Source organism: Lysobacter sp. Soil_C_15, from assembly GCF_057657315.1.
In genome coordinates this window covers 26,406-47,953 of sequence record NZ_JBDGIR010000009.1, presented here as the reverse complement: position 1 = coordinate 47,953, position 21,548 = coordinate 26,406, and the positions used below count along the sequence as shown (strand labels likewise).

Below are 21,548 nucleotides of genomic sequence, written 5' to 3'. Positions count from 1 at the left end.
GGGAGTGTCGATGAATCCGTACCGTTGGGTGCCCGGCCAGGGCCCGGATCAAGCCGCCTTGCAGCGCCTGCGCGCCCTGACCCGGGTGCCGAAACAGCCGATGGGCGAAGCCTGGTTCATGGGCGAGACCCGGCGCATGTACCCGGCGCTGATGCACGACGATCCGTCTCGATGGCCCCGGGACGAACTCGACTCGGCGCTGCACGAACTGGCTTCCGGGCCGGCCGCATTCGGCCCGCTGCGCGAATGGAGCCTGTGGTTCGCGTTCCTGCTGCCGCGTGCGCTGGAACTGCTCGGCCGATCCGACGCGGCAGCGGTCGACGACGATCGATTGCTCAGCGGCCTGATCACCGCCACCTTCGTCCATTACCCCGATGGCGAACGCCTGCCCGCGAACCTGCGCCAGGACCTGCTCGATACGCTGGGCCGGGCGATGTTCGCAACCTCGCTCTGGGGCGCGTCGGGCATGCAGGAAAACGCCTTCTGCTCGCCGTGGCAGCGCGGAACCCGGCACGGCGACATGCTCGACCCGAGCGACGCGTTTTCCGCCTCTTGCATCTTGATCGCAACCTACCTGGATCCCGGGCGGCTCGCCAACTGGCTGGATTCGGTCATGCGCATCGCCGACCCGTTCTGGCGCGCCGGCTGGGTGGTCTGGCTGGCCGGCGCGGCGCCGGTCCTCATCGATGGCGCTTATCCGAGCGCGCTGGACAACGGCAGCTTCCACCCCGCCGGTTGGCTCAACGCCCATCTGCTGGACGCGCCCTCGAAGCCGATCGTGCCGGACGCGCTACCGGCGGCATTCGTCGATGCGGAACGACGCCGACTCGTGCAGGCATCGCTGAGGCGGAGCCTGGATCGCCGCCGGCTGCAGCAGTGGGGCGCCGACCTGCGCCAAGCCGGCGTGCCGCGCGGCGAAGCGTTCGAGTACGTCTTATGGCAGTACGACAGCGCCGCCGAGGCCGTGGCCGAGCGCTATCGGCTCGACTGAGGCGCATAGCGATCGCGCGCACCGATGTTGCGCGCGCGCAACATGCCCGTCCTGGCCGCCCGCCTCGTGCGGCCTCGTTTCCTGGAGTGCGAGCGGCGCTGTGCCGCCGATCCGGCCCGCGACGCGGGTCGGGGCCCAGGACGGGAGGACAGGATGTTCGCTTTCGACGACGAGCAGTTTCTCGACGGCTACCGCCGGCGCTTCGGCCCGCTGCGCGCCGATCTGGTACAGGCGCTGCGTTTCCTGATGGGGCGGATCGAACAGGACCGCAGCTTCAGCGACAGCCCGGTGCACCGGCAGCAGATCGCCTATTGCATGGCCACTTTCAAGTGGGAGACCGCGCATACCCTGCGCCCGATCGACGAGTTCGGCGACGATGCGCGCTTCGAGCGCCTGTACGGCGCGCACACCCGGATCGGCAAGGCGCTGGGCAATACCAAGCCCGGCGACGGCGCGCGCTACCACGGCCGCGGCTACGTGCAACTGACCGGACGCACCAACTACGAACGCGCCGGCAAGCTGCTCGGCGTCGACCTGCTGGGCAAGCCCGACGACGCCAAGCAGCCGGAGATCGCCTACGCGATCGCGATGGAAGGCATGAAGAAGGGCTGGTTCACCGGCAAGAAGCTCGACCATTACTTCAAGCCGGGCCAGGCGCCGAACTACGAGGATGCGCGGCGGATCATCAACGGCATGGATAAGGCCCAGACCATCGCCGACATCGCCCGCCGCTTCGACGAGTTGTTCGCCAGCGCGCTGGAGCCGGCGTGATCGGCGGTCACGCCCGCATCGCTGTCGCAGCGACGCGGGCGTGGCCGGTCAGGCGAGCTTGAGACCGACCAGGCCGGCGACGATCAGGGCCATGCTGCCGATGCGCAGGGCGTTGGCCGGTTCGTTGAACAGGACGATGCCGAGAATCACCGTGCCGACCGCGCCGACGCCGACCCAGATCGCGTAAGCGGTGCCGACCGGCAGCGACTTCATCGCCAGGCCGAGCAAGCCGACGCTGATCGCCATCGCCGCGACGGTGCCGACCGACGGCCACAGCCGGGTGAAGCCTTCGGTGTACTTCAGGCCGATCGCCCAACCCACTTCGAACAGGCCGGCGAGAACGAGCAAAATCCAGGGCATGACGCAGCTCCCGTGCAGATGGGGCCGTCCCCTGACGAAACGCGCGCCGCTGTCGGGCTGCGCGGACCCGGGTCGTCCCGGATCGCGGCGCAGTATATCGACGCCCGGCGCGGACGGAGCGCCGGCGCGAGCTCGGGGTCAGCGGGGGGTTACACAGGCCGACGGCGCGTGAAGACGGGGATGCGGCTTCGCGCTTGGGGCCGCAGAGGAACGAATGCGCAGGAACGAGGAACGAGTGGCGCGCGCAGCCGTACTGCGATGCGTTGTTCGCCTCACGGCCGGCGGCCGGGCGAAGACGGACCAGGGGCGCGGGAAAAGCGTCTGCGCGGGTCGCAACGCAACTCCAGCGGGGCCTGCGCCGCAGGCGGGTTGCCGCGGTCGCGGCCTGTGACCGAAGGAAATCCCTGTGGGGCCACGCTTCTAGCCCTTGGCGCGAACGCGCGCTGTGAAGGAGCGGACGCAGCGGCCACAGGAGCAGACCACTCCCTACCGGTTCCTCCGCACTCGTTCCTCCGCAGCCGTCGCTGCCGGCCGCGGGTTCCGCGGCCGTGCGCCTGCCTGTCCGGGTCAGCCGCGCTGGCGCACCGCTTCGAACAGGGTCACGCCGGCGGCGACCGAGACGTTCAGGCTTTCCACGCCGCTGGCGGCGTTGCCGCCCGGCATCGGGATCTTGACCAGTTGGTCGCAGGTCTCCCGGGTCAGGCGGCGCAGACCGTCGGCTTCGCCGCCGAGCACCAGGGCGACGTTGCCGCGCAGGTCGATCGCGTACAACGAGGCCTCGGCTTCGCCGGCCAGGCCGTAGATCCACACGCCCAATTGCTGCAGGTCGCGCAGCGCGCGCGCCAGGTTGGTCACCGGAATCACCGGGATGCTGTCGGCTGCGCCGGCCGAGGTCTTGCGCACGGTCGCGTTGACCTGCACCGACTTGTCCTTGGGGATGATCACCGCGGTCGCGCCGGCGGCGGCGGCGCTGCGCAGGCAGGCGCCGAGGTTGTGCGGGTCCTGCACGCCGTCCAGCACCAGCACCAGGGCGCGGCCTTCGGCGGATTCGATCAAGCCTTCCAGCTCGTTCTCGTTCCAGGTCTTGGCCGCGGCATAGCGCGCCACCACGCCCTGATGGCGCAGGCCGCCGACCACGCCGTCCAGAGCCTGGGTCGCGACCCGGCGCACGTCGATGTCGGCGCGGCGCGCGGCGGTCTCGATCTCGGCCAGACGCGGGTTCTTGGCCCCGGCTTCGATCAGGACCTCGCGCACGTTCTGCGCATCGTGTTCGATCGCGGCGGACACGGCATTGATGCCGGCGATCCATTGTTTCTGGCTCATGGGACTTCCGTGGGGCTGGGAGGCCGCGCGGCGGCCGGGGAACGGCGGCGCGGCGGGGGCGGAGGGCAATTCTAGGCTATCGGGCCGGTGGCGGCCCCGCTGCGGCGTCCGCGGCGTCGTCCCCGCCGCGACGTGCTGCCGTCCCAAGCCATTCCCCCCCCTTTGAAAAAGGGGGGTCAGGGGGGATTTGCTTTGGCTTTGGCTTTGGCTTTGGCTTTGGCCCTTGGCCTAGTTCCGGCTTGCCCTCGCAGCAAAAGCAAATCCCCCGCGCCGCCAGGCCCGGCGAAAATCGATTCGCGCAAGGCGCTTGCCCCCTTTGTCAAAGGGGGCGATGGTTCGAGGCGCTAAAGGGGCGATGGTTCAAGGCGCCAAGTGGAGCGGCGACTCCGGGCTGCGGCGCGGCGCCTAGTATTTCTGCTTGACCCGCTTGGCCGGCTGGCCGCGCGGGGGCAGCGGCTTCACGCCGCGTTCCTCGACCAGGCGGAAGTCGATCTTGCGGTCTTCGACGCTGGCCTTGAGCACGATGATGTCGACCCGGTCGCCGAGCCGGAACTCGCGGCCGGTGCGCTCGCCCTGCAGGGTTTTGCGGATCGGATCGAAGTGATAGTAGTCGTGCGGCAGCTGGGTCACGTGGACCAGGCCGTTGACCTTGGACTCGTCGAGTTCGATGAACAAGCCGAAGCTGGTCACGCCGCTGATGACGCCGGCGAACTGGCCACCGACATGCTGCTCCATCCAGGCCGCGCGGTAGCGCTCGTCGACCTCGCGCTCGGCCTCGTCGGCGCGGCGTTCGCGCTCGGAGCACTGCAGCGCAAGCGCCGCCATCTGCCGCGGCGAGTACTCGTAGGCGGCCGGATTGACGCCGCTCAGCGCGTGCTTGATCGCGCGGTGCACCAGCAAGTCGGGATAACGGCGGATAGGCGAGGTGAAGTGGGCGTAGGCCTCCAGCGCCAGGCCGAAATGGCCGACGTTCTCCGGCGCGTACACCGCCAGACTCTGGCTGCGCAGCAGCACCGACTCGATCAGCGCCGCGTCGGCGCGCTCGCGGATCTTCTTGAGCAACGCGGTGAAATCGCGCGGTTCGACCTGGTTCCAGGCCGGCATGCGCAGCTTGAACTCCTTGAGGAATTCCTGCAGATCGGCGTACTTCTGCTCCGGCGGCCGGTCGTGGATGCGGAACGGCGCCGGCACCCGCTGCGCGATCAGGTACTTCGCCGCTTCCACGTTGGCGGCGATCATGCACTCCTCGATCAGCTTGTGCGCGTCGTTACGCTGCAGCATGCCGGCCTGCACCACTTCGCCGTCCTTGCCCAGCACGAAGCGCACTTCGCCGGATTCGAACTCGATCGCGCCGCGCTTGGCGCGCGCCTTGGACAGCACCTGGTACAGCTGGTGCAGGCGCTGGATATGCGGCAGCAGCGAGCCGATCTGCGCCTGCGCCTCGGCCTTGGCCTCTTCGGGCACGTCGCCGACCGCGTTCCAGACCTGGGTGTAGGTCAGTCGGGCATGCGAATTCATCACCGCTTCGTAGAACCGGGACTCGCCGACCTGGCCCTCGCGATCGATCTGCATGTCGCAGACGAAGCACAGCCGGTCGACCTTCGGGTTCAGCGAACAGATGCCGTTGGACAGGGTCTCCGGCAGCATCGGCACGACGAAGCCGGGGAAGTACACCGAGGTCGCGCGCTTCTGCGCCTCTTCGTCCAGCGGCGTGCCCGGACGCACGTAATGCGAGACGTCGGCGATCGCCACCACCAGGCGGAAGCCGTTGCGGTTGCTTTCGCAATACACCGCGTCGTCGAAGTCCTTGGCGTCCTCGCCGTCGATGGTCACCAGCGGCATCGCGCGCAGGTCGACCCGGCTGGCGGCGACCGACTCGGGCACCGTCAACGGCACCGCGGCGGCTTCGTCCAGCGTGGCCTGCGGGAACTGGTCGGGAATTTCGTGGCCGTGGATCGCCGCCTGCACCGCCAGCGAGGCGGTCAGCTTGTCGCCGAGCACGGCCAGCACGCGGCCGATCGGCGGGCGCTTGGGATCGGGCGCCTGGACCAGTTCGCACACCACCAACTGGCCGTTGTGCGCGTCCATCCGCGCGTCCGGCGGAATCTGCACATTGCGCTGGATGCGGCGGTCGTCGGGCACTACGTAGCTGATGCCCTGCTCGAGGGTGAAGCGGCCGATCAGGCGGTTGAGGCGCCGCTCCAGCACTTCGACGATCGCGCCTTCGCGGCGGCCGCGCCGGTCGACGCCGGTCACGCTGACCAGCACCCGGTCGCCGTGCATGGCCTTGCGCATCTCGAACGGCGGCAGGAACAGATCGTCGCCGCCGGCCTCCGGGCGCAGGAAGCCGAAGCCGTCGGGGTTGGCGATCACCACCCCAGGGATCAGATCCATCTGCGCCACGGGGGCGAACTCGCCCTTGCGGTTCTGCAGCAACTGGCCGTCGCGCAGCATCGCGCCCAGGCGTTTGGCCAGCGCTTCGGCGCGCTCGGGTTCGGTCAGCTGCAGGCGCTGCGCCAGGTCCTCGGCGGTGACCGGGCCGTCGGCCGCGATCAGGGTCTGCAGGATCAGTTCGCGGCTGGCGATCGGCTGCGCGTAGCGCATCGCTTCGCGCTCGGCGTAGGGGTCGTGGTAGGCCGGCGCGTCGCCTGCGGCGGCCGGGGCCGCGGACTTCTTGCGCGGGCTCTTGGCCGGCCCGTGCTGGAGATTCTCCGGCAGCCAGGCCGGGCGCGGCGGCGCGTTCTTGCGGCTGCGCGGGGCGGCGGGCTTGCCGGCGGTGGTGCGTGAGGAGGTCTTGCCGCCGGTATTTCCGGTCTTCTTGCTCTTCGGTTTTTTGGTCATGGCCGCTATGGTCGCACATCGCCATGAACGCAGCGTCTGGACGGGCCCGACGGCCCGCCCCTTCCGACGCACGGTTGCGCGCCGCCCTCGCGTTGCGCCGCGTCAAAGCACGTTTAGCAAAACGTAAAAGCCGCGCCAGCGCCGCGTGACGAGGCACGCCGATATGCAAAGCCGCGCACAGATCGCGGGCGGCGATTTTCCCCTGCCCGCTTGCGCTGGCGGCGCTTGCGCGAAGCCCCGACCACCGCACAAAAACCGCCTCCGGCGCGGCTTAGGGTCGCCACGTCCGCCGCCCGCGCGGACCGGCGGCTGCCTCGCCGACCTCCCCTCAGACTTCCAAGGAAACGCACGATGATCCGCAACAACGCGCTTTGCCTCGCGCTGCTCGCCGGCCTGTCCGCCGCCTCGGCCCACGCCGCCGGGCCCGCGACGGCCGAAATGGATTCGGCGCCGGTCGTCGAAACTCCCTCGGCCGGCGCCATGGGCGCAGCCGAATTCGCCGTTCCGGCCAAGGCCGGCGCGGTGCGTCCGATCAGCCTGGTCCGCCCGACCGACCTGGAACGCTCGGCGCTGAAGCAGCGCCGCGTGCAGCAGGACAAGCACGGCCAGCCGCTGGAAATCGGCTTCGCCCGCGACATCGCCCGCAGCGACATCGACCTGCGCACCCTGGCCTGGCAGCCGCTGGCCGACGGCGGCCAGGCGGCGCGCCTGGAACTGCGTTCGGAAACCGCGGTGGCGCTGCGCGCCGGCCTGTCCCTGCGCGGCGTCGGAGCGGCCTCGGCGGTGCTGCATTTCGCCGGCAACGATGGCCGGGTGTTCGCCGCGCGCGGCGCCGAGTTCGCCGGCAACGCGGTCGGCTGGTCGCCGCTGGTCGCCGGCGACACCCTGACCGTGGAAATCGTGCTGCCCAAGGGCGTCCGCCGCGACGGCCTGCGCCTGAAAGTGCCGCAGCTCTCGCACCTGGACGTCAGCCCGGTCGCCAGCGAACGCGAGTTCCAGGCCCTGGTAGGCGAAAGCGACTATTGCGAGAAGGACATCGTCTGCCGCACCAGCCCGCCGTCGGGCTTCGTTTCCACCGCCAAGTCGGTCGCGCGCATGACCTTCACCAGCGGCGGCGGCACCTACCTGTGCACCGGCACCCTGCTCAACAACAACCACTCGCCGAAAAAGCGCCTGTTCTGGACCGCCGCGCACTGCATCAGCAACCAGACCGTGGCCAATTCGCTGCAGACCTACTGGTTCTACGACGTCACCACCTGCGGCGGCAGCACGGTCAACCCGGCCTACACCACGCTCAGCGGCGGCGCCTACCTGCGCCACGCCAACACCACCCGCGACACCGCCCTGCTGGAGCTGAAGAGCGCGCCGCCGGCCGGCGCCGTGTACGCCGGCTGGTCGAGCGCGGCGATCGGCGCCACCGGCACCGCGATCGAAGGCATCCACCACCCGGCCGGCGACGTCAAGAAATACTCGCTGGGCTCGGTGACCGGCCTGTCGACCTCGATCGACGGCAAGTCGCCGCTGTATCGCGTGGTCTGGAACACCGGCGTCACCGAAGGCGGCTCCTCGGGCTCGGGCCTGTTCACCGTCACCGGCAGCGGCGGCTACCAGCTGCGCGGCGGCCTCTACGGCGGCTACTCCTATTGCAGCGCGCCGCGCGATCCGGACTACTACTCGCGCTTCTCGGACATCTATTCGAGCGTGTCGAGCTACTTCAACCCGTGATCGGCCTTGCGCCGTCCGCCGCGCGGCGGACGGCGCATCGCAGCCCCCCTGCAGGAGCGGGTTGGCCCAGTCACGAACCGCGACGGCCGCCCATCGCGCCGCTCTTGTAGGAGCGGCGCAAGCCGCGACAGCCGCAGCGACGTACGCAAGCGGCGCCGGCCGAAGCCGCGGGGCAACTGGAGTCGGCTCGGAAGACGCCCGACGATTCGCGGCTTCGGATGCGGTCGTGGAATCGCACCGCGTCGGTTGTCGCGGCTCATGACCGGAGGAAGTCCCCGTGGCACGCCGCTCCTGCAGGCAGCGGCCCTGCCGCCGCCGAGGAAAACCAAACGGCCGCTGCGCAAGCAGCGGCCGTGCGATGCGTCGACGCGTCGCGAACGACGGCTCAGGGCCAGGGCATCTCGCCCTTGGCGACCTTGGCGCTGATCTCCAGCGACAGCTCGCCGCCGAGCTGCGGATAGCGTTGCTTCAAGGCCGCGATCAGGCCCTTGGCGTCCTTGGCCTTGGCCGCCTCCTCGTCGAAGGCGCGGATGTAGTCGGCGCTGAAACGCACCGCATCCAGGGTCTGCGCCGAGCCGGGCGCGAAGTGGCCGGGGATCACCGTCTGCGGCTGCAGCGATTCGATCCTGGCCAGGGTCGCCAGCCAGTCCTGATGCGATTTCGGCGTCTGTGTGTCGGCCATGAACAGATGCTCGCCGGCGACCACCGGCACGCCGCCGGCGACGGTGCGGATCGACGGGATCCAGACGAAGCTGCGGTCCGGGCTGGGGCCGTCCAGGCCGACGATCTGCAGGCTCTGCCCTTCCAGCTCGATCCGGTCGCCCTGCAGCACCTGCGGCACCACGATGCGCTTGGGCGCGTCGGCGCCGAGCTTGGGGCCCCAGTAGGCCAGCTTGCCGGCCTGGGTGCTGCGGATGTGCTCGACCGTAGGCGCGGTGGCGAGGATTTCGGCTTCGGGGAAGGCCTCGTGCAGGGTGTCCAGGCCGAAGTAGTAGTCCGGGTCGCCGTGGCTGATGTAGATCGCGCTCAAGCGCTTGCCCGAGGCCTGGATCCGCTCGACCAGTCGGCGCGCATCGGCGGCGGAGAACTGGGCGTCGATCAGCACCGCGTCCTTGGCGCCGACGACCAGCACCGAGGCGACCTGGAACAGGCCTTTCTCGCCAGGGTTGTAGACCTCGGTCTTGAGCGGCGCCGCCACGGCGGCGACCGGCGCGGGCGCGGCGGCGGTCGACGCCGGCGCTGCGGCGGGCGCGGCTTCGCGTTGGCAGGCGATCAGGCCCAGGCTCAGGCCGGCGGCGGCGAGGGCGAGAAACAGATGGGTTCGGGACATGGCAGGGCCTCATGAAGGTCGGACGGGCGAAGCGGCGCGGCTGGGCCGGTATACCGATGCCGGCACGCCGGACGCGTGAGGCGGGCCGGCCGGCCCGGTCGGCTGCGGCATGCCCGGCAGAATAGTTGACCAAAACGGCGCTAAAAATGGCGCACCAGTCGATTATCTGTTGCGTATAACAGCCATATCCCGTTCCGATCGCGCCTGCGGCGGCTCAAGGCCGCACCGGGCTTAAAACCTTTAAAATTGTCATTGCAGGTTACAAGCGCGCGATCTACCCTGCCCGCATCGACGAGGGACGCCTATGCGCCTGGAACCCCACGACTTCCGCCCGGCCGACCTGGTCGGCGGCGATCCGGCCCTGGATCTGGTCAACACCGTCACCGCGCGCGACAGCGAACCGCGCGACTGGCTCGACGGCTACCCCGCCCTGCTCGACTGGGCCGCGCGCAGCGGCGCCTTCGCCGAGTCCGATCTGGGCCGGCTGGACGCGCTGCGGCGCGAATCGCCCGCCCAGGCCGCGGCGGCGCTGAGCCGCTGCAAGCAACTGCGCGAGGCCTTGTGCGAAGCCCTGTATGCGCTGGCCGGCGGACGCGCGCCCGCGCCGAGCGCGCTGGACGCCATCGACCGCGCCCGCCTCGACGCGTCGCGCGCCGCGCAGTTGGTGTCCGACCGCGGCCGGCTGCGCACGCAGTGGTCGCCGCAACGTTCCGGGCTGGATTTGATCGCGCACGTGATCACCGCCTATGCGATCGACCTGCTCAAGGACCCGCGCATCGACCGACTGCGGATCTGCGACGGCCGCGACTGCGGCTGGGTGTTCGTCGACACCTCGAAGAACGGCCGCCGCCGCTGGTGCGACATGGCCACTTGCGGCAACGTCGCCAAGGCGCGGCGTTTCCAGCAGCGCCATCGCGACGCCGACTGGGATCGCTCGTCATGACCGCTCCACGCATCCGGCCGCGCGGCGGCCTGCGGGCCGTGTACGTGCTCGCCCTGTGCCTGCCGCTCGCCGCCGCAGCTTCGGGCGCGGCGCCCGCGCCGGTACGCTGGACCCCGCCGGCCCTGGCCAGCGACGGCTACGAATCTTCGCCGAGCTTCAGCCCGGACGGCGACGAAATCGTGTTCATGCGCAGCGACCGCAATTTCGCCCGCTGGCGGCTGCTGGGATCGCGCTGCGAGCGCGGCCGCTGGTCGCCGCCGCGACCACCGCCGTTCGCCAGCGCCGAAGCCGGGGTCGACGCCGACCCGGCCTTCAGCCCCGACGGCCGCCGGCTGTACTTCGTCTCCTCGCGCCACGACCCGCGCCGCGAGGACCTGGACATCTACGTGGTCGAGCGCCGCGGCCGCGACGGTTGGTCGGCGCCGCGACGCCTGCCGGCGCCGGTCAACTCGCCGGCCTCGGAGCTGTTGCCGCGGCCGACCGGCGACGGCGGGCTGTATTTCGGTTCCAGCCGCGACGGCGGCCACGGCCAGGGAGATCTGTATCTCGCTCGGGCCGATGCCGGCGGGCGCTGGACGGTGGCCAACCTCGGCCCGCCGCTGAGCAGCGCCGCCAACGAATACGAAGCCGACGTCTCGAGCGACGGCCGCCGCCTGGTCGCGGTGATCGATCGCGGCGACCGCTCGCACCTGTATCGGTTCGAGCGCGAGCGCGGCGTGTGGCGCGAGCGCGGTCGCCTGCCCGCGCGCGAGGACGTGTTCCAGGTCGGCCCGCTGCTGTCGCCGGCCGGCGACCGGCTGCTGTTCGCCCAGGCCGACGGCGAACGCTCGGGCGAACTGTTCCTGCTCGACCTGGTCGAGGCACCGGACCGCCGCTGGCCGCCGGCCTGCGGCGCGGCGCCGGCGCGGCCGCGCGAGGGCCGCGACTAGCTCGCCGTGCCGGCCGCCGGCGCTTCGGCGCCGGCCGCGCCGGCGCGCGGCTTGGGCGCGATCAGCGGGGTCTGCTGCATATTGCCGTACAGCAAAGGCACGCCGGCGCGGGTGCCGCCGACCAGTTCCAGTTCGAAGCGTTCGGCGTCGCGACGGCGGATGTCGGCGACCACCTCGCCGGCTTCGTCGGCCGGCACGCCGAGTTCGACCAGCGCCGCCTCGCCGAAGCGCATCGCCGATTCGAACGTCTCGCGGATCTGCAGGTCGACCCCGGCGTTGACCAGTTCCAGCGCGTGTTCGCGGTCGAAGCTGCGCGCCAGCACCTTGGCCTGCGGGAACTGGTGCCGCACCAGTTGCACCGTGGTCGTCGCCGCGGCGCGGTCGTCGATGCAGATCGCGATCAGCTGCGCGCTGCCGGCGCCGGAGGCGTGCAGCACGTCCAGGCGGGTGCCGTCGCCGTAGTAGACCTTGAAGCCGAAGCTCTGCGCGCTCTGGATCATCTCCACGTCGGTGTCGATGATCGAGACCTCGACCCCGCGCGCGAGCAGCGATTGGCAGACCACCTGGCCGAAGCGGCCGAAGCCGACCAGCAGCACGCTGCCGCTGAGACCGTTGGGCTCGTCCACCCCTTCCAGCGACAGCGCCGCCTTCGGCGCCAGCCGGCGCAGCAGCAGGATCGCGATCGGAGTCAGCGCCATCGACAGGACCACGATCGCGGTCAGGTTGGCGCCGGTCTGCGCGTCGAGCAGGCGCGCGCCGACCGCGGCCGAGAACAGCACGAAGGCGAACTCGCCGCCCTGCGCCATCAGCACCGCGCGGTCCAGCGCTTCGGTGTGGCAGGCCTTCAGCAGCCGCGCGACCGCGTAGATGCACGCCGCCTTGGTCAGCATCAGCACCAGCACTCCGCCGACGATCAACGGCCAGTTCGACGCCACCACGCGCAGGTCCAGCGACATGCCCACGCTGAGGAAGAACAGGCCGAGCAGGATGCCGCGGAAAGGTTCGACGTCGGCCTCGAGCTGGTGGCGGAAGGTCGACTCCGACAGCAGCACCCCGGCCAGGAACGCGCCCATCGCCATCGACAACCCGCCGATCTGCATCAACAGCGCGGCGCCCAGCACCACCAGCAACGCGGCCGCGGTCATGACCTCGCGCGCCTTGGCCGCGGCCAGCAGCCGGAACAGCGGGTTCAGCAGCCAGATGCCGGCGGCGAGCAGGGTCGCCAGCGCGGCCAGGGCGATGCCGATGTCGGCCCAGCGCGAACGCGCCGCGCCGTCGGCGACCGCATCGGCCGGCGCCATCAGCGCGACCAGGGCCAGCAGCGGCACGATCAGCAGGTCCTCGAACAACAGGATCGAGACGATGCGCTGGCCGCGCGGCAAGGCCAGGTCGCCGCGCTCGCCGAGGATCTGCATCACGATCGCGGTCGAAGTCAGGACGAAACCCATCGCACCGATGAAGGCCACCACCGGCGGGAAACCGAACAGCAGCCCGACCCCGGTCATCGCCGCCGAGCAGACCAGGATCTGCGCGCTGCCCAGGCCGAAGATCTCGCGCCGCAGGCTCCACAGGTGCGTGGGCCGCATCTCCAGACCGATCAGGAACAGGAACATCACCACGCCGAGTTCGGCCACGTGCAGGATCGCCTGCGATTCGGCGAACAAGCCCAGGCCGAACGGCCCGATCGCCAGGCCCGCGGCCAGATAGCCGAGCACCGAACCCAGGCCGATGCGCTTGAAGATCGGCACCGCGACCACCCCGGCGGCGAGCAGCACCACCACCTTCACCAGTTCGCTGCCCTGCGCTTCGGCCGCCATGGTCCCACCTCGCTTGCGTTTGGATCGTATCGGTCGCAGCCGCGCCGCAGCGCGCTCCGTCGCGACAGCCTAGCAGGCGCGCCGGTGCGGTCTGAAGCCGGGCGCCCGCCGTCGCCGCGTTGCTATGATCGCCGCCTGCCGACCGTCATCGAAGGACTCGATCATGCTCCGCCGCGCGCGCGCCCTGGCTCTGGCCGTCGTACCGTTCGCCGCCGGCGCGCTCGCCGCGGCGGCATTGACGGCCGCATCGCCGGCACGCGCCGCGGGGCCGGCCAACATCGCCGCCTCCGATCGCAGCGCCTGGCCGCAGCCGCTGAACTCCCCGGCCGCGTTCGACCGCGCCTCGCGCGCCGAGATCCTAGCTTTCGCCCGCCAACTCGCGCTCAGCGAAACCCTGGACGACGAGGCCTTGCGCGCGCGCCTGGGCCTGAAGCGGATCGACCGGCCGGCTCTGGAGCGCATCCGCGGCCGCTTCTGGCGACGCCTGGCCGCGGGCTATCGCCAAGCGCTGCGTTCCTGCGCCCGTCAGGAGCCCTTCTGCGCCCCCGCCGACGATGCCATCGCGCTGCGCGGCCTGGCGCTGCGCTTCCAGGCCGCGCCGGATCCGGCCTACGCGGCCTGGCACGCCGATGCGGCGCGCTTTCATCGCATCTACCTGGACGAGCAGCTGCGCCTGGCGGCGCTGTTCCCCCGGGTCAGCAGCGAGATCGACACCTATTCCGAGGTCGAGTCCGACGGCAGCGAGCTCGGCGACCGCCGTTTCCTGCTCAGTTTCGACGACGGCCCGACCGCGCCCGGCGGCAACACCGACCGGCTGTTGCGCAGCCTGCGCGAGCTGCGCCTGCAGGGCACCTTCTTCGTCCTCGGCGAATCGCTGCAACGGCGCGGCGACGATGCCGGCCGACTCTACGCCGGCATGTGCGTGGCCTCGCACGGCTGGCAGCACCAGTCGCATGCGCGCTGGCCGCAATGGCAGGACTCGGTGACGCGCAGCAGCGCGCTGGTCGCCCAGCGCGTCGGCAACGGTTACGTGCCGCTGTTCCGTCCGCCCTACGGCCAACGCCCGGCCGACAGCGGCGCCTTCTTCCGCGCCCAGGGACTGCGCGTGGCCTTGTGGAACATCGACAGCCAGGACTGGAACGCCAAGGTCTCGGCCGATGCGGTCGGCCAGCGCTTGCTCAGCCTGATGCTGCTGTGGCGGCGCGGCACGATCCTGTTCCACGACGTGCACGACAAGGCCCGCCAGGCGCTGCCGTGGCTGCTGCGGCAGACCCGCGGCGCCGGGGTGGAGTGGGTGGACTGCAAGCGCTATCCCGCCGCTGCGGGTTGAGCACGGCGGTCCGCCGCGCCGGCGCAGTCGGCCGCGCAACTGGGCCCCGCGGTCGCTGCGCGACGCTTGCGCGCGAGCTGCCTGGATGCCGAAAAACGCGACGAAACTGCGCCCGCTGCGACGGTTCCGCTGGACGCCGAACCAGTTTTTAGAACTGTCGCGCGGCCGTCAAAACGTCGCATTCGCTGCGTCGGCCATCGCCCAGAATGCGCATCGGCCCGCCGCTCCAGGCGCGCCGGCTCGGACCGCGAAGGAAGCGACGGCAACGGGGACTCGCCGCCGCTTCCGCGCGCATACCCACTATCACGCAAGGAACTGCGTATGAAGAATCGTCGCTCGCTCGCGGCTTTCGCCGCCACCGCCCTGCTCATGCTCGCCGCGCCGCTGGCCTCGGCCGCCACGCCGCCGCCGGACACCGAAAGCCACGTCAACATCTGCGGCGCCTACACCGCCGACCTGTGGCTGGATTTCGGCAACAGCGGCAGCACCGCCACCGTGGTCGCCAAGGCCAGCGTGCGCCAGGGCTTCAGCCCGCCGGCGCCGAACCCGGCCTGGTACATCGTCACCGCCCAGGTCTCCGGCCGCAGCCACGACGGCGTCCCGGTGACCACCGACTCGCAGTCGCTGGACGGCACCTACAGCTTCCCGGGCACGCCGGCGCGCAAGGGATTGAGCGTGTTCCGCAGCTCGACCTGCGAACTGACCGGCAAAGCGATCGTCGAAGTCGCCTGTCCGAACGGCGGCTCCGACATCAAGACCCTGACCGTCAGCTGGCCGCGCTGCGGCACCTGATCGGCGCGGCGCCCGCAGCGATGCGGGTACCGTATCGCTCTCGCATCGGGCGCCAGCAAGGCGCCCGATGCTTTCCCGTTCAAACCAACGCGGCCTGGTGCACGCCCGCCACCGCTCGTCCGGACGGGTCGGCGGCATTGGCGAAGGCCGCATCCCAGGCGATCGCCGCCGGCGACGAACAGGCGATGGACTTGCCGCCCGGCACGGTCTGCGCGCAGGCCTCGCCGGGGAAATTGCGTTCGAAAATGCTGCGGTAGTAGTAGGCTTCCTTGGTCTGCGGCGTGTTGATCGGAAAACGCACCGCCGCCGCGGCGAACTCGCGGTCGCCGACCTGGGCCTCGGCGTGCGCCTTGAGACCATCGATCCAGCCGTAACCGACGCCGTCGCTGAACTGCTCCTTCTGCCGCCACAGGATTTCCTTGGGCAGGTAGCCTTCGAAGGCCTCGCGCAGGATCGCCTTCTCGATCCGTCCGGCCGGCTTGTCGACCATCTTGGCCTGCGCGTCCATGCGCATCGCCACGTCGAGGAATTCCACGTCCAGGAACGGCACCCGCGGCTCCACGCCCCAGGCCATCATCGACTTGTTCGCGCGCAGGCAGTCGTAGCTGTGCAGCGCGTCGAGCTTGCGCACCAGTTCCTCATGGAATTCGCGCGCGTTCGGCGCCTTGTGGAAGTACAGATAGCCGCCGAAGATCTCGTCCGAACCTTCGCCCGACAGCACCATCTTCACCCCCATCGCCTTGATCCGCCGCGCCAGCAGGAACATCGGCGTGGACGCGCGGATGGTGGTGACGTCGTAGGTCTCGATGTGGGCGATCACGTCCGGCAGCGCGTCCAGGCCTTCCTCGAAGGTGTAGGTGAATCCGTGGTGCACCGTGCCCAGCGCCTTGGCGGCGATTTCCGCCGCGGCCAGGTCGGGCGAGCCCTCCAGGCCGATGGCGAAGGAATGCAGGCGCGGCCACCAGGCCTCGGCCTGATCGTCTTCCTCGATCCGGCGCCGGGCGAAGCGGGCCGCGCAGGCCGCCACCAGCGAGGAATCCAGGCCGCCGGACAGCAGCACGCCGTAGGGCACGTCGCTCATCATCTGCCGGTGCACCGCGCGCTCGAAGGCCTCGCGCAGTTCCTGCAACGAGACCTCGACCCCGCGCACCGCCTCGTACTCGCGCCACGGCCGCCGGTAGTACTTCACCGCTACCCCGACTTCGCTGTCGTAGTAGTGCCCGGGCGGGAACGGCGCGACGTCGTCGCACAGCCGCGCCAATGCCTTCATCTCCGAAGCCACCCACAACCGGCCGTCGGCGTCGTGGCCCCAGTACAGCGGACACACTCCGATCGGATCGCGCGCAATCACGTAGCGGCCGCGCGCCGCATCCCACAGGGCGAAGGCGAAGATGCCGTTGAGCCGACCGACCCACTCGCCGATCTCGCCGCCCTCGCGGTACAGGGCGTTGATGACCTCGCAGTCGGACTTGGTCTGGAACGCGTAAGGCGTGCCCAGTTGCTGCTCGAGTTCGCGATGGTTGTAGATCTCGCCGTTCACCGCCAGCGCCAGCTCGCCGTCGGCCGAACGCAGCGGCTGCGAGCCGCCGGTGGGGTCGACGATGGCCAGGCGCTCGTGGACCAGGATTGCGCGCGGCTCGACGCTGACCCCGGACCAATCCGGACCGCGGTGGCGTTGGCGCGCCGACAGGGACAGCGCCAGCGGGCGCAGCGGACGCAGGTCGGCGCCGGGACGCAGGTCGAACAGACCGAGGATCGAGCACATCGGGGTATCTCCAGGAGGGGGTGAGCGGCGGTTGGGGTGGGATGGGAAAGCGTTTCGCGGGCCTGAAACGCAAGAAGCCCGCACTTCGCAGTGCGGGCTTCCTGAGCGATTTAGCGTGTGTCGCGCGCGCTAATCGCCGGCCCGCGGGAGGCTGGCGTTATTGCGGTTATTGTTGTTGGCGCGCACGTCGGCCACGGTCGCGCAGGCGCGAGCGGCGCAGCGGCGGTCGGCGATGGCGGACGGGAAGATCATGGGCCGATCCTGCTTGAGGATCGCCGCGGATGCAAGCGCCCCCACCCGCCCAGGCCCGGGACTGCGACCCGCCGCACGCCCGTCCCCGTACCGAGCTCTGCGCTCTCGCACTCCGACGAGATCCGTCCGGTCCCATTGCCGAGTCCCGAGTCCCGAGTCCCGAGTCCCGAGTCCCGAGTCCCGAGAAAGGCTAAGCTCGCCCCCGGAGGACCCCCATGGCCAAATGGATCAAGCGCGCTCTGCTCGCGCTGTTGTGCCTGTCGTTGATCGGCGCCGTCGCGGCCTGGTGGCTGCTGCGCGGCAGCCTGCCCCGCCTGGACGGCGAACTCGCCCTGGCCGGCCTGTCCGCGCCGGCGAAGCTCGAACGCGATGCGCTGGGCGTGGTCACGGTGGACGCCGCGACCCAGGCCGACGCGGTGCGCGCGCTCGGCTTCGTCCATGCCCAGGAACGCTATTTCGAGATGGACCTGTTGCGCCGTACCGCCGCCGGCGAGTTGTCGGCGCTGTTCGGCGAACGCGCGCTCGACTTCGACCGCCGCCACCGCGTGCACCGCCTGCGCGCGCGGGTGCAGCAGCATCTGGCCGAGTTCAGCGGCGAGCAGGCGGCGCTGCTGCAGGCCTATGCCGACGGCGTCAACGCCGGCCTGCGCGGGCTGTCGCGCAAACCCTGGCCTTATCTGCTGCTGCGCAGCGAGCCCGAGCCGTGGACCGTGGCCGATTCGGCCCTGGTCGGCTATGCGATGTACTTCGACCTGCAGGGCGGCGACAACGCGCGCGAACTGGCGCTGTGGCGGATCCGGCCGCATGTGCCGCCGCCCCTGTTCGCCCTGCTGACCAATCCCGGCAGCAGCTGGGACGCGCCGCTGTACGGCGCGCCGTTCGGCGATGCCGTCCTGCCGAGCGCCGAGCAACTGGACCTGCGCAAGCTGCCCGCGCCGGCCTCGGCCACGCTGATCCCCCTGCCCTTCCTCGACGAGATCGGCAGCAACAACTTCGCCGTCGCCGGCAGCCTGACCGCGGACCGCCGCGCGATCGTCGCCGACGACATGCACCTGGGCCTGCGCGCGCCCAACCTCTGGTTCCGCGCGCGCCTGCGCTACCCGGATGCCGGCGCGCCGGACGGCCGTATCGACGTTTCCGGCTTCACCCTGCCCGGCTTGCCGGCGGTGGTGGTCGGCAGCAACGGCCATGTCGCCTGGGCTTTCACCAACAGCTACGGCGACTGGGCCGACTGGTCGCTGCAGCCCGGCTGCGCCGCCGGCGCCCCGCCCGCGAGTTGCGCCGGCCTGCGCGTGCACGAGGAAACCATCGCCGTCGCCGGCCGCGCGCCGGAAAAACTCATCGTGCGCGAAACCGCCTGGGGCCCGCTGCTGCACGACAACGCCGACGGCAGCGCATTGGCCCTGCGCTGGAGCGCGCATCTGCCCGGCGCACTCAACCTCGGCCTGGCCGAGCTGCAGCGCGCGGGTTCGGTCGACCAGGCGCTACGGATCGCTCGCACCGTGGCGATGCCGGTGCAGAACCTGGTGGTCGGCGACCGCGCCGGCAAGATCGCCTGGCGCCTGCTCGGCCCGATTCCCGAACGCGAGGGCTCGTGCACCACCGACGCGCTGGCCGAGAACGCCGATACCGACGGCCGCCCCCTGCAGGTGCCGACCTGCCCGCCGTGGACGATCCAGACCGCGGACGCGCCGGACCTGGTGGCGCCGCCGTCGGGGCGTCTGTGGACCGCGAACACGCGTACGCTCGACGGCCTGGAACTGGAACGCATCGGCCAGGGCGACTATGTGCTCGGCGCGCGCGCCGGCCAGATCCGCGACGGCCTGTTCGCCAAGCAACGCTTCAACGAACGCGATCTGCTGGCGATCCAGCTCGACGACCGCGCGCTGTTCCTGCAGCGTTGGTGGCGGTTGCTGCAAGACCAGGGCCGGCGCGCGCAGCAAGCCGGCGATTCGCCGGCATTGGCCGCGCTGGCGCAGGCGGCGCAGCGCTGGGAAGGCCGCGCCGAACCCGGCTCGGTCAGCTACCGCATGGTCCGCAACTGGCGCCGCGCGGTGTTCATCCGCATCGCCAACGGCCTGACCGCGCCGGCGCAGGCGGCGTTGGGCGCGCAGTTCGAAATGCCCGACCTCAAGCAGCTCGAAGGAGTGATCTGGCCGCTGCTGAGCCAGCGCCCGGCGCACCTGCTGCCGCGCAGCGAACGTTCCTGGGACAGCCTGCTCGAGCATGCCGCGCAGGACGTGCTGGACGAACTCAAGGTGCCGTCGGGACCGAACGCGGCCGCGCAATTGGCCAGGCACTCCTGGGGCGAGCACAACACCGCCTCGATCTGCCACCCGCTGGCCTCGGCCCTGCCCGGCTTCGCCCGCGGTGCGCTGTGCATGCCGCCGGACCAATTGCCCGGCGATGCGGCGATGCCGCGGGTGCAGCGGCCGAGCTTCGGCGCGTCCGAGCGCATGGTGGTCTCGCCCGGCCACGAAGCCGACGGCATCGTGCACATGCCCGGCGGCCAGAGCGGACACCCCTTGTCGCCGTTCTGGGGCGCGGGCCACGACGATTGGGTCCACGGGCGGCCGACGCCGTTCCTGCCGGGGCCGGCGAAGTACAGGCTGGAGTTGCGGCCGATCGAGTGAGCGGCCGACGCGATCGGCAACATCGCGGTGGCGGCTCGTGACCGAAAGAAATCCCGGTGGGGCGCCGCTCCTGCGAGGGAGCGGCTGTCTTTTGCAGGAGCGGCGTGAGCCGCGACGGGGCACCCGCGTCGTGCCCGTGCGCCGCGCGATCGCAACGAAGCGATCGCGCGCCTGCGCCCGCCTCAGCCGTTCTCGACCAGCAAGCGCTCGATCAGCGCCAGGTACAGCTCCGGCAAGGCCTCCAGGTCGGCCACCGAGACGTTCTCGTCGACCTTGTGGATACTGGCGTTGACCGGGCCGATCTCGATGCACTGCGCGCCCAGCGGCGCGACGAAGCGCGCGTCCGAGGTGCCGCCGCCGGTGCTTTCCTCCGGCGCGGCGCCGGCGAAACGGGCCAGTACTTCGCGCGCCGCGGCGCGCAGCGGGCCTTCCGGGGTGTAGAACGGCTCGCCGCCGCGGAACCACTGCAGCCGGTACTCCAGGCCGTGCGCCTGCAGCACCTGTTCGCACTCGCGCTCCAGTCGCTGCGCGTTCCAGTTCGGGTTATAGCGCAGGTTGAACAGCACCTGCAGTTCGCCCGGAATCACGTTGTTGGCGCCGGTGCCGGCGTGGATGTTGCTGATCTGCAGCGAGGTCGGCGGGAAGGTCTGGTAGCCCTCGTCCCAGCGCCGCGCGGCCAGTTCCGACAGCGCCGGCATGGCCTGGTGGATCGGGTTGCGCGCCTTGTCCGGATAGGCCACGTGGCCCTGCACGCCGATCACGCTCAGCGTCGCCGACAGGGTGCCGCGCCGGCCGACCCGCAACAGGTCGCCGAGCGTGCGCGTAGACGAAGGCTCGCCGGTGACGCACCAGTCGATGCGCTCGCCGCGGGCGCGGAAGGTCTCGGCGACCTTGCGCACGCCGTCGATGGCGTCGCCTTCCTCGTCCGAGGTCAGCAGCAAGGCGACCCGGCCGCGGTGGCCGGGATGGCGTGCGGCGAAACGTTCCAGCGCGACCACGAACGCGGCCACGCTGCCCTTCATGTCGGCCGCGCCGCGGCCGTACAGCACGCCGTCGCGGATCTCGGGCCGGAACGGGTCGCTGGCCCAGCTCTCGGCCGGGCCCGACGGCACCACGTCGGTGTGGCCGAGCAGGACCAGGGTCGGGCCCTCGCCCGCGCCGTGGGCCGCCCACAGGTTGTCGACCTCGCCGTAACGCAGATGCTCGCAGGCGAAGCCGGCGCGCTGCAGGCGCTGCGCGATCAAGTCCTGGCAGCCCAGGTCGGCCGGCGTCACCGACGCGCGCGAAATCAGTTCGCAGGTCAGCGCCAGGACTTCGCTGGGCGCGGCGGCGCTCACGAGCCGATCCCGAAGCGCTGCTTGAAGCCGTTGTCGCTGAAGCCCTGGCTGACCTTGCCGTCGTCGGTGACCACCACCGGCCGGCGGATCAGCTGCGGATACTCCTTCAGCAACAGCTTCCACTCCGCATCCGAGGCCGGCTCCTTGCGGTTCGGCGGCAGGGTGCGCCAGGTGGTCGAAGACTTGTTGATCAGGCTGTCCCAGCCGCCGAGCTGGTTCTTCCATTCGATCAGCGTTTCCGCGCTCTGCCGGTGGTCGCGGTAGTCGACGAAGCTGTGGGCGACGCCGAAGCGGTCGAGCCACTTGCGGGCTTTCTTGCAGGTGTCGCAATTGTTGAGGCCGTACAGGGTGGTCATGGCGGACTAGCCTTTGGATCGTTGAAAACAAGCGCGCAGCGCGCGCCGAGGCG

17 protein-coding genes are annotated in these 21,548 nt (G+C 70.7%); 8 read left to right on the top strand and 9 right to left on the bottom strand.

What is annotated here, in order from left to right:
• Positions 1-10 precede the first annotated feature (10 nt).
• Both AC3A57_RS18950 and AC3A57_RS18945 read left to right on the top strand, forming a co-directional pair.
• Positions 11-991 (top strand): hypothetical protein, encoded by a 981-nt coding sequence (locus AC3A57_RS18950; RefSeq protein WP_487580339.1) that lies wholly within the window; start codon positions 11-13, stop codon positions 989-991.
• A 153-nt stretch (positions 992-1,144) separates the two neighbouring features.
• Positions 1,145-1,762, top strand: a complete 618-nt coding sequence (locus AC3A57_RS18945; protein ID WP_487580338.1) for a glycoside hydrolase family 19 protein — start codon at positions 1,145-1,147, stop codon at positions 1,760-1,762.
• Positions 1,763-1,810: 48 nt separating this feature from the next.
• On the opposite strand, the gene sugE is transcribed toward AC3A57_RS18945, so the two are convergent.
• The 3 genes from sugE to rnr form a co-directional block, all read right to left on the bottom strand.
• Positions 1,811-2,122, bottom strand: coding sequence for a quaternary ammonium compound efflux SMR transporter SugE (gene sugE, locus AC3A57_RS18940; RefSeq protein ID WP_221673220.1), 312 nt, complete (start codon positions 2,120-2,122; stop codon positions 1,811-1,813).
• Between the two features lie 567 nt (positions 2,123-2,689).
• A complete protein-coding gene (gene rlmB / locus AC3A57_RS18935) occupies positions 2,690-3,445 on the bottom strand; it encodes a 23S rRNA (guanosine(2251)-2'-O)-methyltransferase RlmB (RefSeq protein WP_221673221.1) in 756 nt (251 codons plus the stop codon).
• A gap of 405 nt (positions 3,446-3,850) precedes the next feature.
• Complete coding sequence (gene rnr, locus AC3A57_RS18930; RefSeq protein WP_487580337.1) at positions 3,851-6,286, bottom strand: ribonuclease R; 2,436 nt, start codon at positions 6,284-6,286, stop codon at positions 3,851-3,853.
• A gap of 351 nt (positions 6,287-6,637) precedes the next feature.
• Between rnr and AC3A57_RS18925 the strand changes: the two genes are divergently transcribed.
• Positions 6,638-8,011, top strand: coding sequence for a trypsin-like serine peptidase (locus AC3A57_RS18925; RefSeq protein ID WP_487580336.1), 1,374 nt, complete (start codon positions 6,638-6,640; stop codon positions 8,009-8,011).
• A 385-nt stretch (positions 8,012-8,396) separates the two neighbouring features.
• On the opposite strand, the gene AC3A57_RS18920 is transcribed toward AC3A57_RS18925, so the two are convergent.
• On the bottom strand, positions 8,397-9,341 hold the full coding sequence (locus AC3A57_RS18920; protein ID WP_487580335.1) for an MBL fold metallo-hydrolase: 945 nt from the start codon (positions 9,339-9,341) through the stop codon (positions 8,397-8,399).
• 304 nt (positions 9,342-9,645) lie between these two features.
• On the opposite strand from AC3A57_RS18920, the gene AC3A57_RS18915 reads away from it, so the two are divergent.
• Together AC3A57_RS18915 and AC3A57_RS18910 are read left to right on the top strand one after the other, a co-directional pair.
• Positions 9,646-10,284 (top strand): CGNR zinc finger domain-containing protein, encoded by a 639-nt coding sequence (locus AC3A57_RS18915; protein WP_487580334.1) that lies wholly within the window; start codon positions 9,646-9,648, stop codon positions 10,282-10,284.
• Complete coding sequence (locus AC3A57_RS18910; RefSeq protein WP_487580333.1) at positions 10,281-11,213, top strand: TolB family protein; 933 nt, start codon at positions 10,281-10,283, stop codon at positions 11,211-11,213. The genes AC3A57_RS18915 and AC3A57_RS18910 overlap by 4 nt, the downstream gene beginning before the upstream one ends.
• Here the strand turns inward: AC3A57_RS18910 and AC3A57_RS18905 are convergent.
• Positions 11,210-13,030: a monovalent cation:proton antiporter-2 (CPA2) family protein gene (locus AC3A57_RS18905; RefSeq protein ID WP_487580332.1), complete on the bottom strand. Its 1,821-nt coding sequence runs from the start codon at positions 13,028-13,030 to the stop codon at positions 11,210-11,212. The two genes, AC3A57_RS18910 and AC3A57_RS18905, sit on opposite strands and share 4 nt — an antisense overlap.
• A 163-nt stretch (positions 13,031-13,193) precedes the next feature.
• On the opposite strand from AC3A57_RS18905, the gene AC3A57_RS18900 reads away from it, so the two are divergent.
• Both AC3A57_RS18900 and AC3A57_RS18895 read left to right on the top strand, forming a co-directional pair.
• Positions 13,194-14,360 carry a polysaccharide deacetylase family protein gene (locus tag AC3A57_RS18900; protein WP_487580331.1) on the top strand — a complete coding sequence of 389 codons (1,167 nt, stop codon included), beginning with the start codon at positions 13,194-13,196 and terminating at the stop codon, positions 14,358-14,360.
• A gap of 321 nt (positions 14,361-14,681) precedes the next feature.
• The gene (locus AC3A57_RS18895; protein WP_487580330.1) at positions 14,682-15,152 is read left to right on the top strand and encodes a hypothetical protein; all 471 of its coding nucleotides are present in this window, start codon (positions 14,682-14,684) and stop codon (positions 15,150-15,152) included.
• Positions 15,153-15,231: 79 nt separating this feature from the next.
• Here AC3A57_RS18895 and asnB read toward each other — a convergent pair whose 3' ends face one another.
• Positions 15,232-16,917, bottom strand: coding sequence for an asparagine synthase B (asnB, locus tag AC3A57_RS18890; RefSeq protein WP_487580329.1), 1,686 nt, complete (start codon positions 16,915-16,917; stop codon positions 15,232-15,234).
• 129 nt (positions 16,918-17,046) lie between these two features.
• Positions 17,047-17,169: a hypothetical protein gene (locus tag AC3A57_RS18885; RefSeq protein ID WP_487580328.1), complete on the bottom strand. Its 123-nt coding sequence runs from the start codon at positions 17,167-17,169 to the stop codon at positions 17,047-17,049.
• Positions 17,170-17,384: 215 nt separating this feature from the next.
• Between AC3A57_RS18885 and AC3A57_RS18880 the strand changes: the two genes are divergently transcribed.
• A complete protein-coding gene (locus AC3A57_RS18880; protein ID WP_487580327.1) occupies positions 17,385-19,802 on the top strand; it encodes a penicillin acylase family protein in 2,418 nt (805 codons plus the stop codon).
• 182 nt (positions 19,803-19,984) lie between these two features.
• Here AC3A57_RS18880 and dapE read toward each other — a convergent pair whose 3' ends face one another.
• Complete coding sequence (dapE, locus tag AC3A57_RS18875) at positions 19,985-21,139, bottom strand: succinyl-diaminopimelate desuccinylase (RefSeq protein ID WP_487580326.1); 1,155 nt, start codon at positions 21,137-21,139, stop codon at positions 19,985-19,987.
• On the bottom strand, positions 21,136-21,495 hold the full coding sequence (locus tag AC3A57_RS18870; protein ID WP_487580325.1) for a Spx/MgsR family RNA polymerase-binding regulatory protein: 360 nt from the start codon (positions 21,493-21,495) through the stop codon (positions 21,136-21,138). Before AC3A57_RS18870 ends, dapE begins: the two co-directional genes overlap by 4 nt.
• Positions 21,496-21,548 lie beyond the last annotated feature (53 nt).

Bases quoted from the DNA above. Each gene is read 5' to 3' on its own strand.
- AC3A57_RS18950 (WP_487580339.1), top strand. From the start codon at position 11: ATGAATCCGTACCGTTGGGTGCCCGGCCAGGGCCCGGATCAAGCCGCC.
- AC3A57_RS18945 (WP_487580338.1), top strand. From the start codon at position 1,145: ATGTTCGCTTTCGACGACGAGCAGTTTCTCGACGGCTACCGCCGGCGC.
- sugE (WP_221673220.1), bottom strand. From the start codon at position 2,122: ATGCCCTGGATTTTGCTCGTTCTCGCCGGCCTGTTCGAAGTGGGTTGG.
- rlmB (WP_221673221.1), bottom strand. From the start codon at position 3,445: ATGAGCCAGAAACAATGGATCGCCGGCATCAATGCCGTGTCCGCCGCG.
- rnr (WP_487580337.1), bottom strand. From the start codon at position 6,286: ATGACCAAAAAACCGAAGAGCAAGAAGACCGGAAATACCGGCGGCAAG.
- AC3A57_RS18925 (WP_487580336.1), top strand. From the start codon at position 6,638: ATGATCCGCAACAACGCGCTTTGCCTCGCGCTGCTCGCCGGCCTGTCC.
- AC3A57_RS18920 (WP_487580335.1), bottom strand. From the start codon at position 9,341: ATGTCCCGAACCCATCTGTTTCTCGCCCTCGCCGCCGCCGGCCTGAGC.
- AC3A57_RS18915 (WP_487580334.1), top strand. From the start codon at position 9,646: ATGCGCCTGGAACCCCACGACTTCCGCCCGGCCGACCTGGTCGGCGGC.
- AC3A57_RS18910 (WP_487580333.1), top strand. From the start codon at position 10,281: ATGACCGCTCCACGCATCCGGCCGCGCGGCGGCCTGCGGGCCGTGTAC.
- AC3A57_RS18905 (WP_487580332.1), bottom strand. From the start codon at position 13,030: ATGGCGGCCGAAGCGCAGGGCAGCGAACTGGTGAAGGTGGTGGTGCTG.
- AC3A57_RS18900 (WP_487580331.1), top strand. From the start codon at position 13,194: ATGCTCCGCCGCGCGCGCGCCCTGGCTCTGGCCGTCGTACCGTTCGCC.
- AC3A57_RS18895 (WP_487580330.1), top strand. From the start codon at position 14,682: ATGAAGAATCGTCGCTCGCTCGCGGCTTTCGCCGCCACCGCCCTGCTC.
- asnB (WP_487580329.1), bottom strand. From the start codon at position 16,917: ATGTGCTCGATCCTCGGTCTGTTCGACCTGCGTCCCGGCGCCGACCTG.
- AC3A57_RS18885 (WP_487580328.1), bottom strand. From the start codon at position 17,169: ATGATCTTCCCGTCCGCCATCGCCGACCGCCGCTGCGCCGCTCGCGCC.
- AC3A57_RS18880 (WP_487580327.1), top strand. From the start codon at position 17,385: ATGGCCAAATGGATCAAGCGCGCTCTGCTCGCGCTGTTGTGCCTGTCG.
- AC3A57_RS18870 (WP_487580325.1), bottom strand. From the start codon at position 21,495: ATGACCACCCTGTACGGCCTCAACAATTGCGACACCTGCAAGAAAGCC.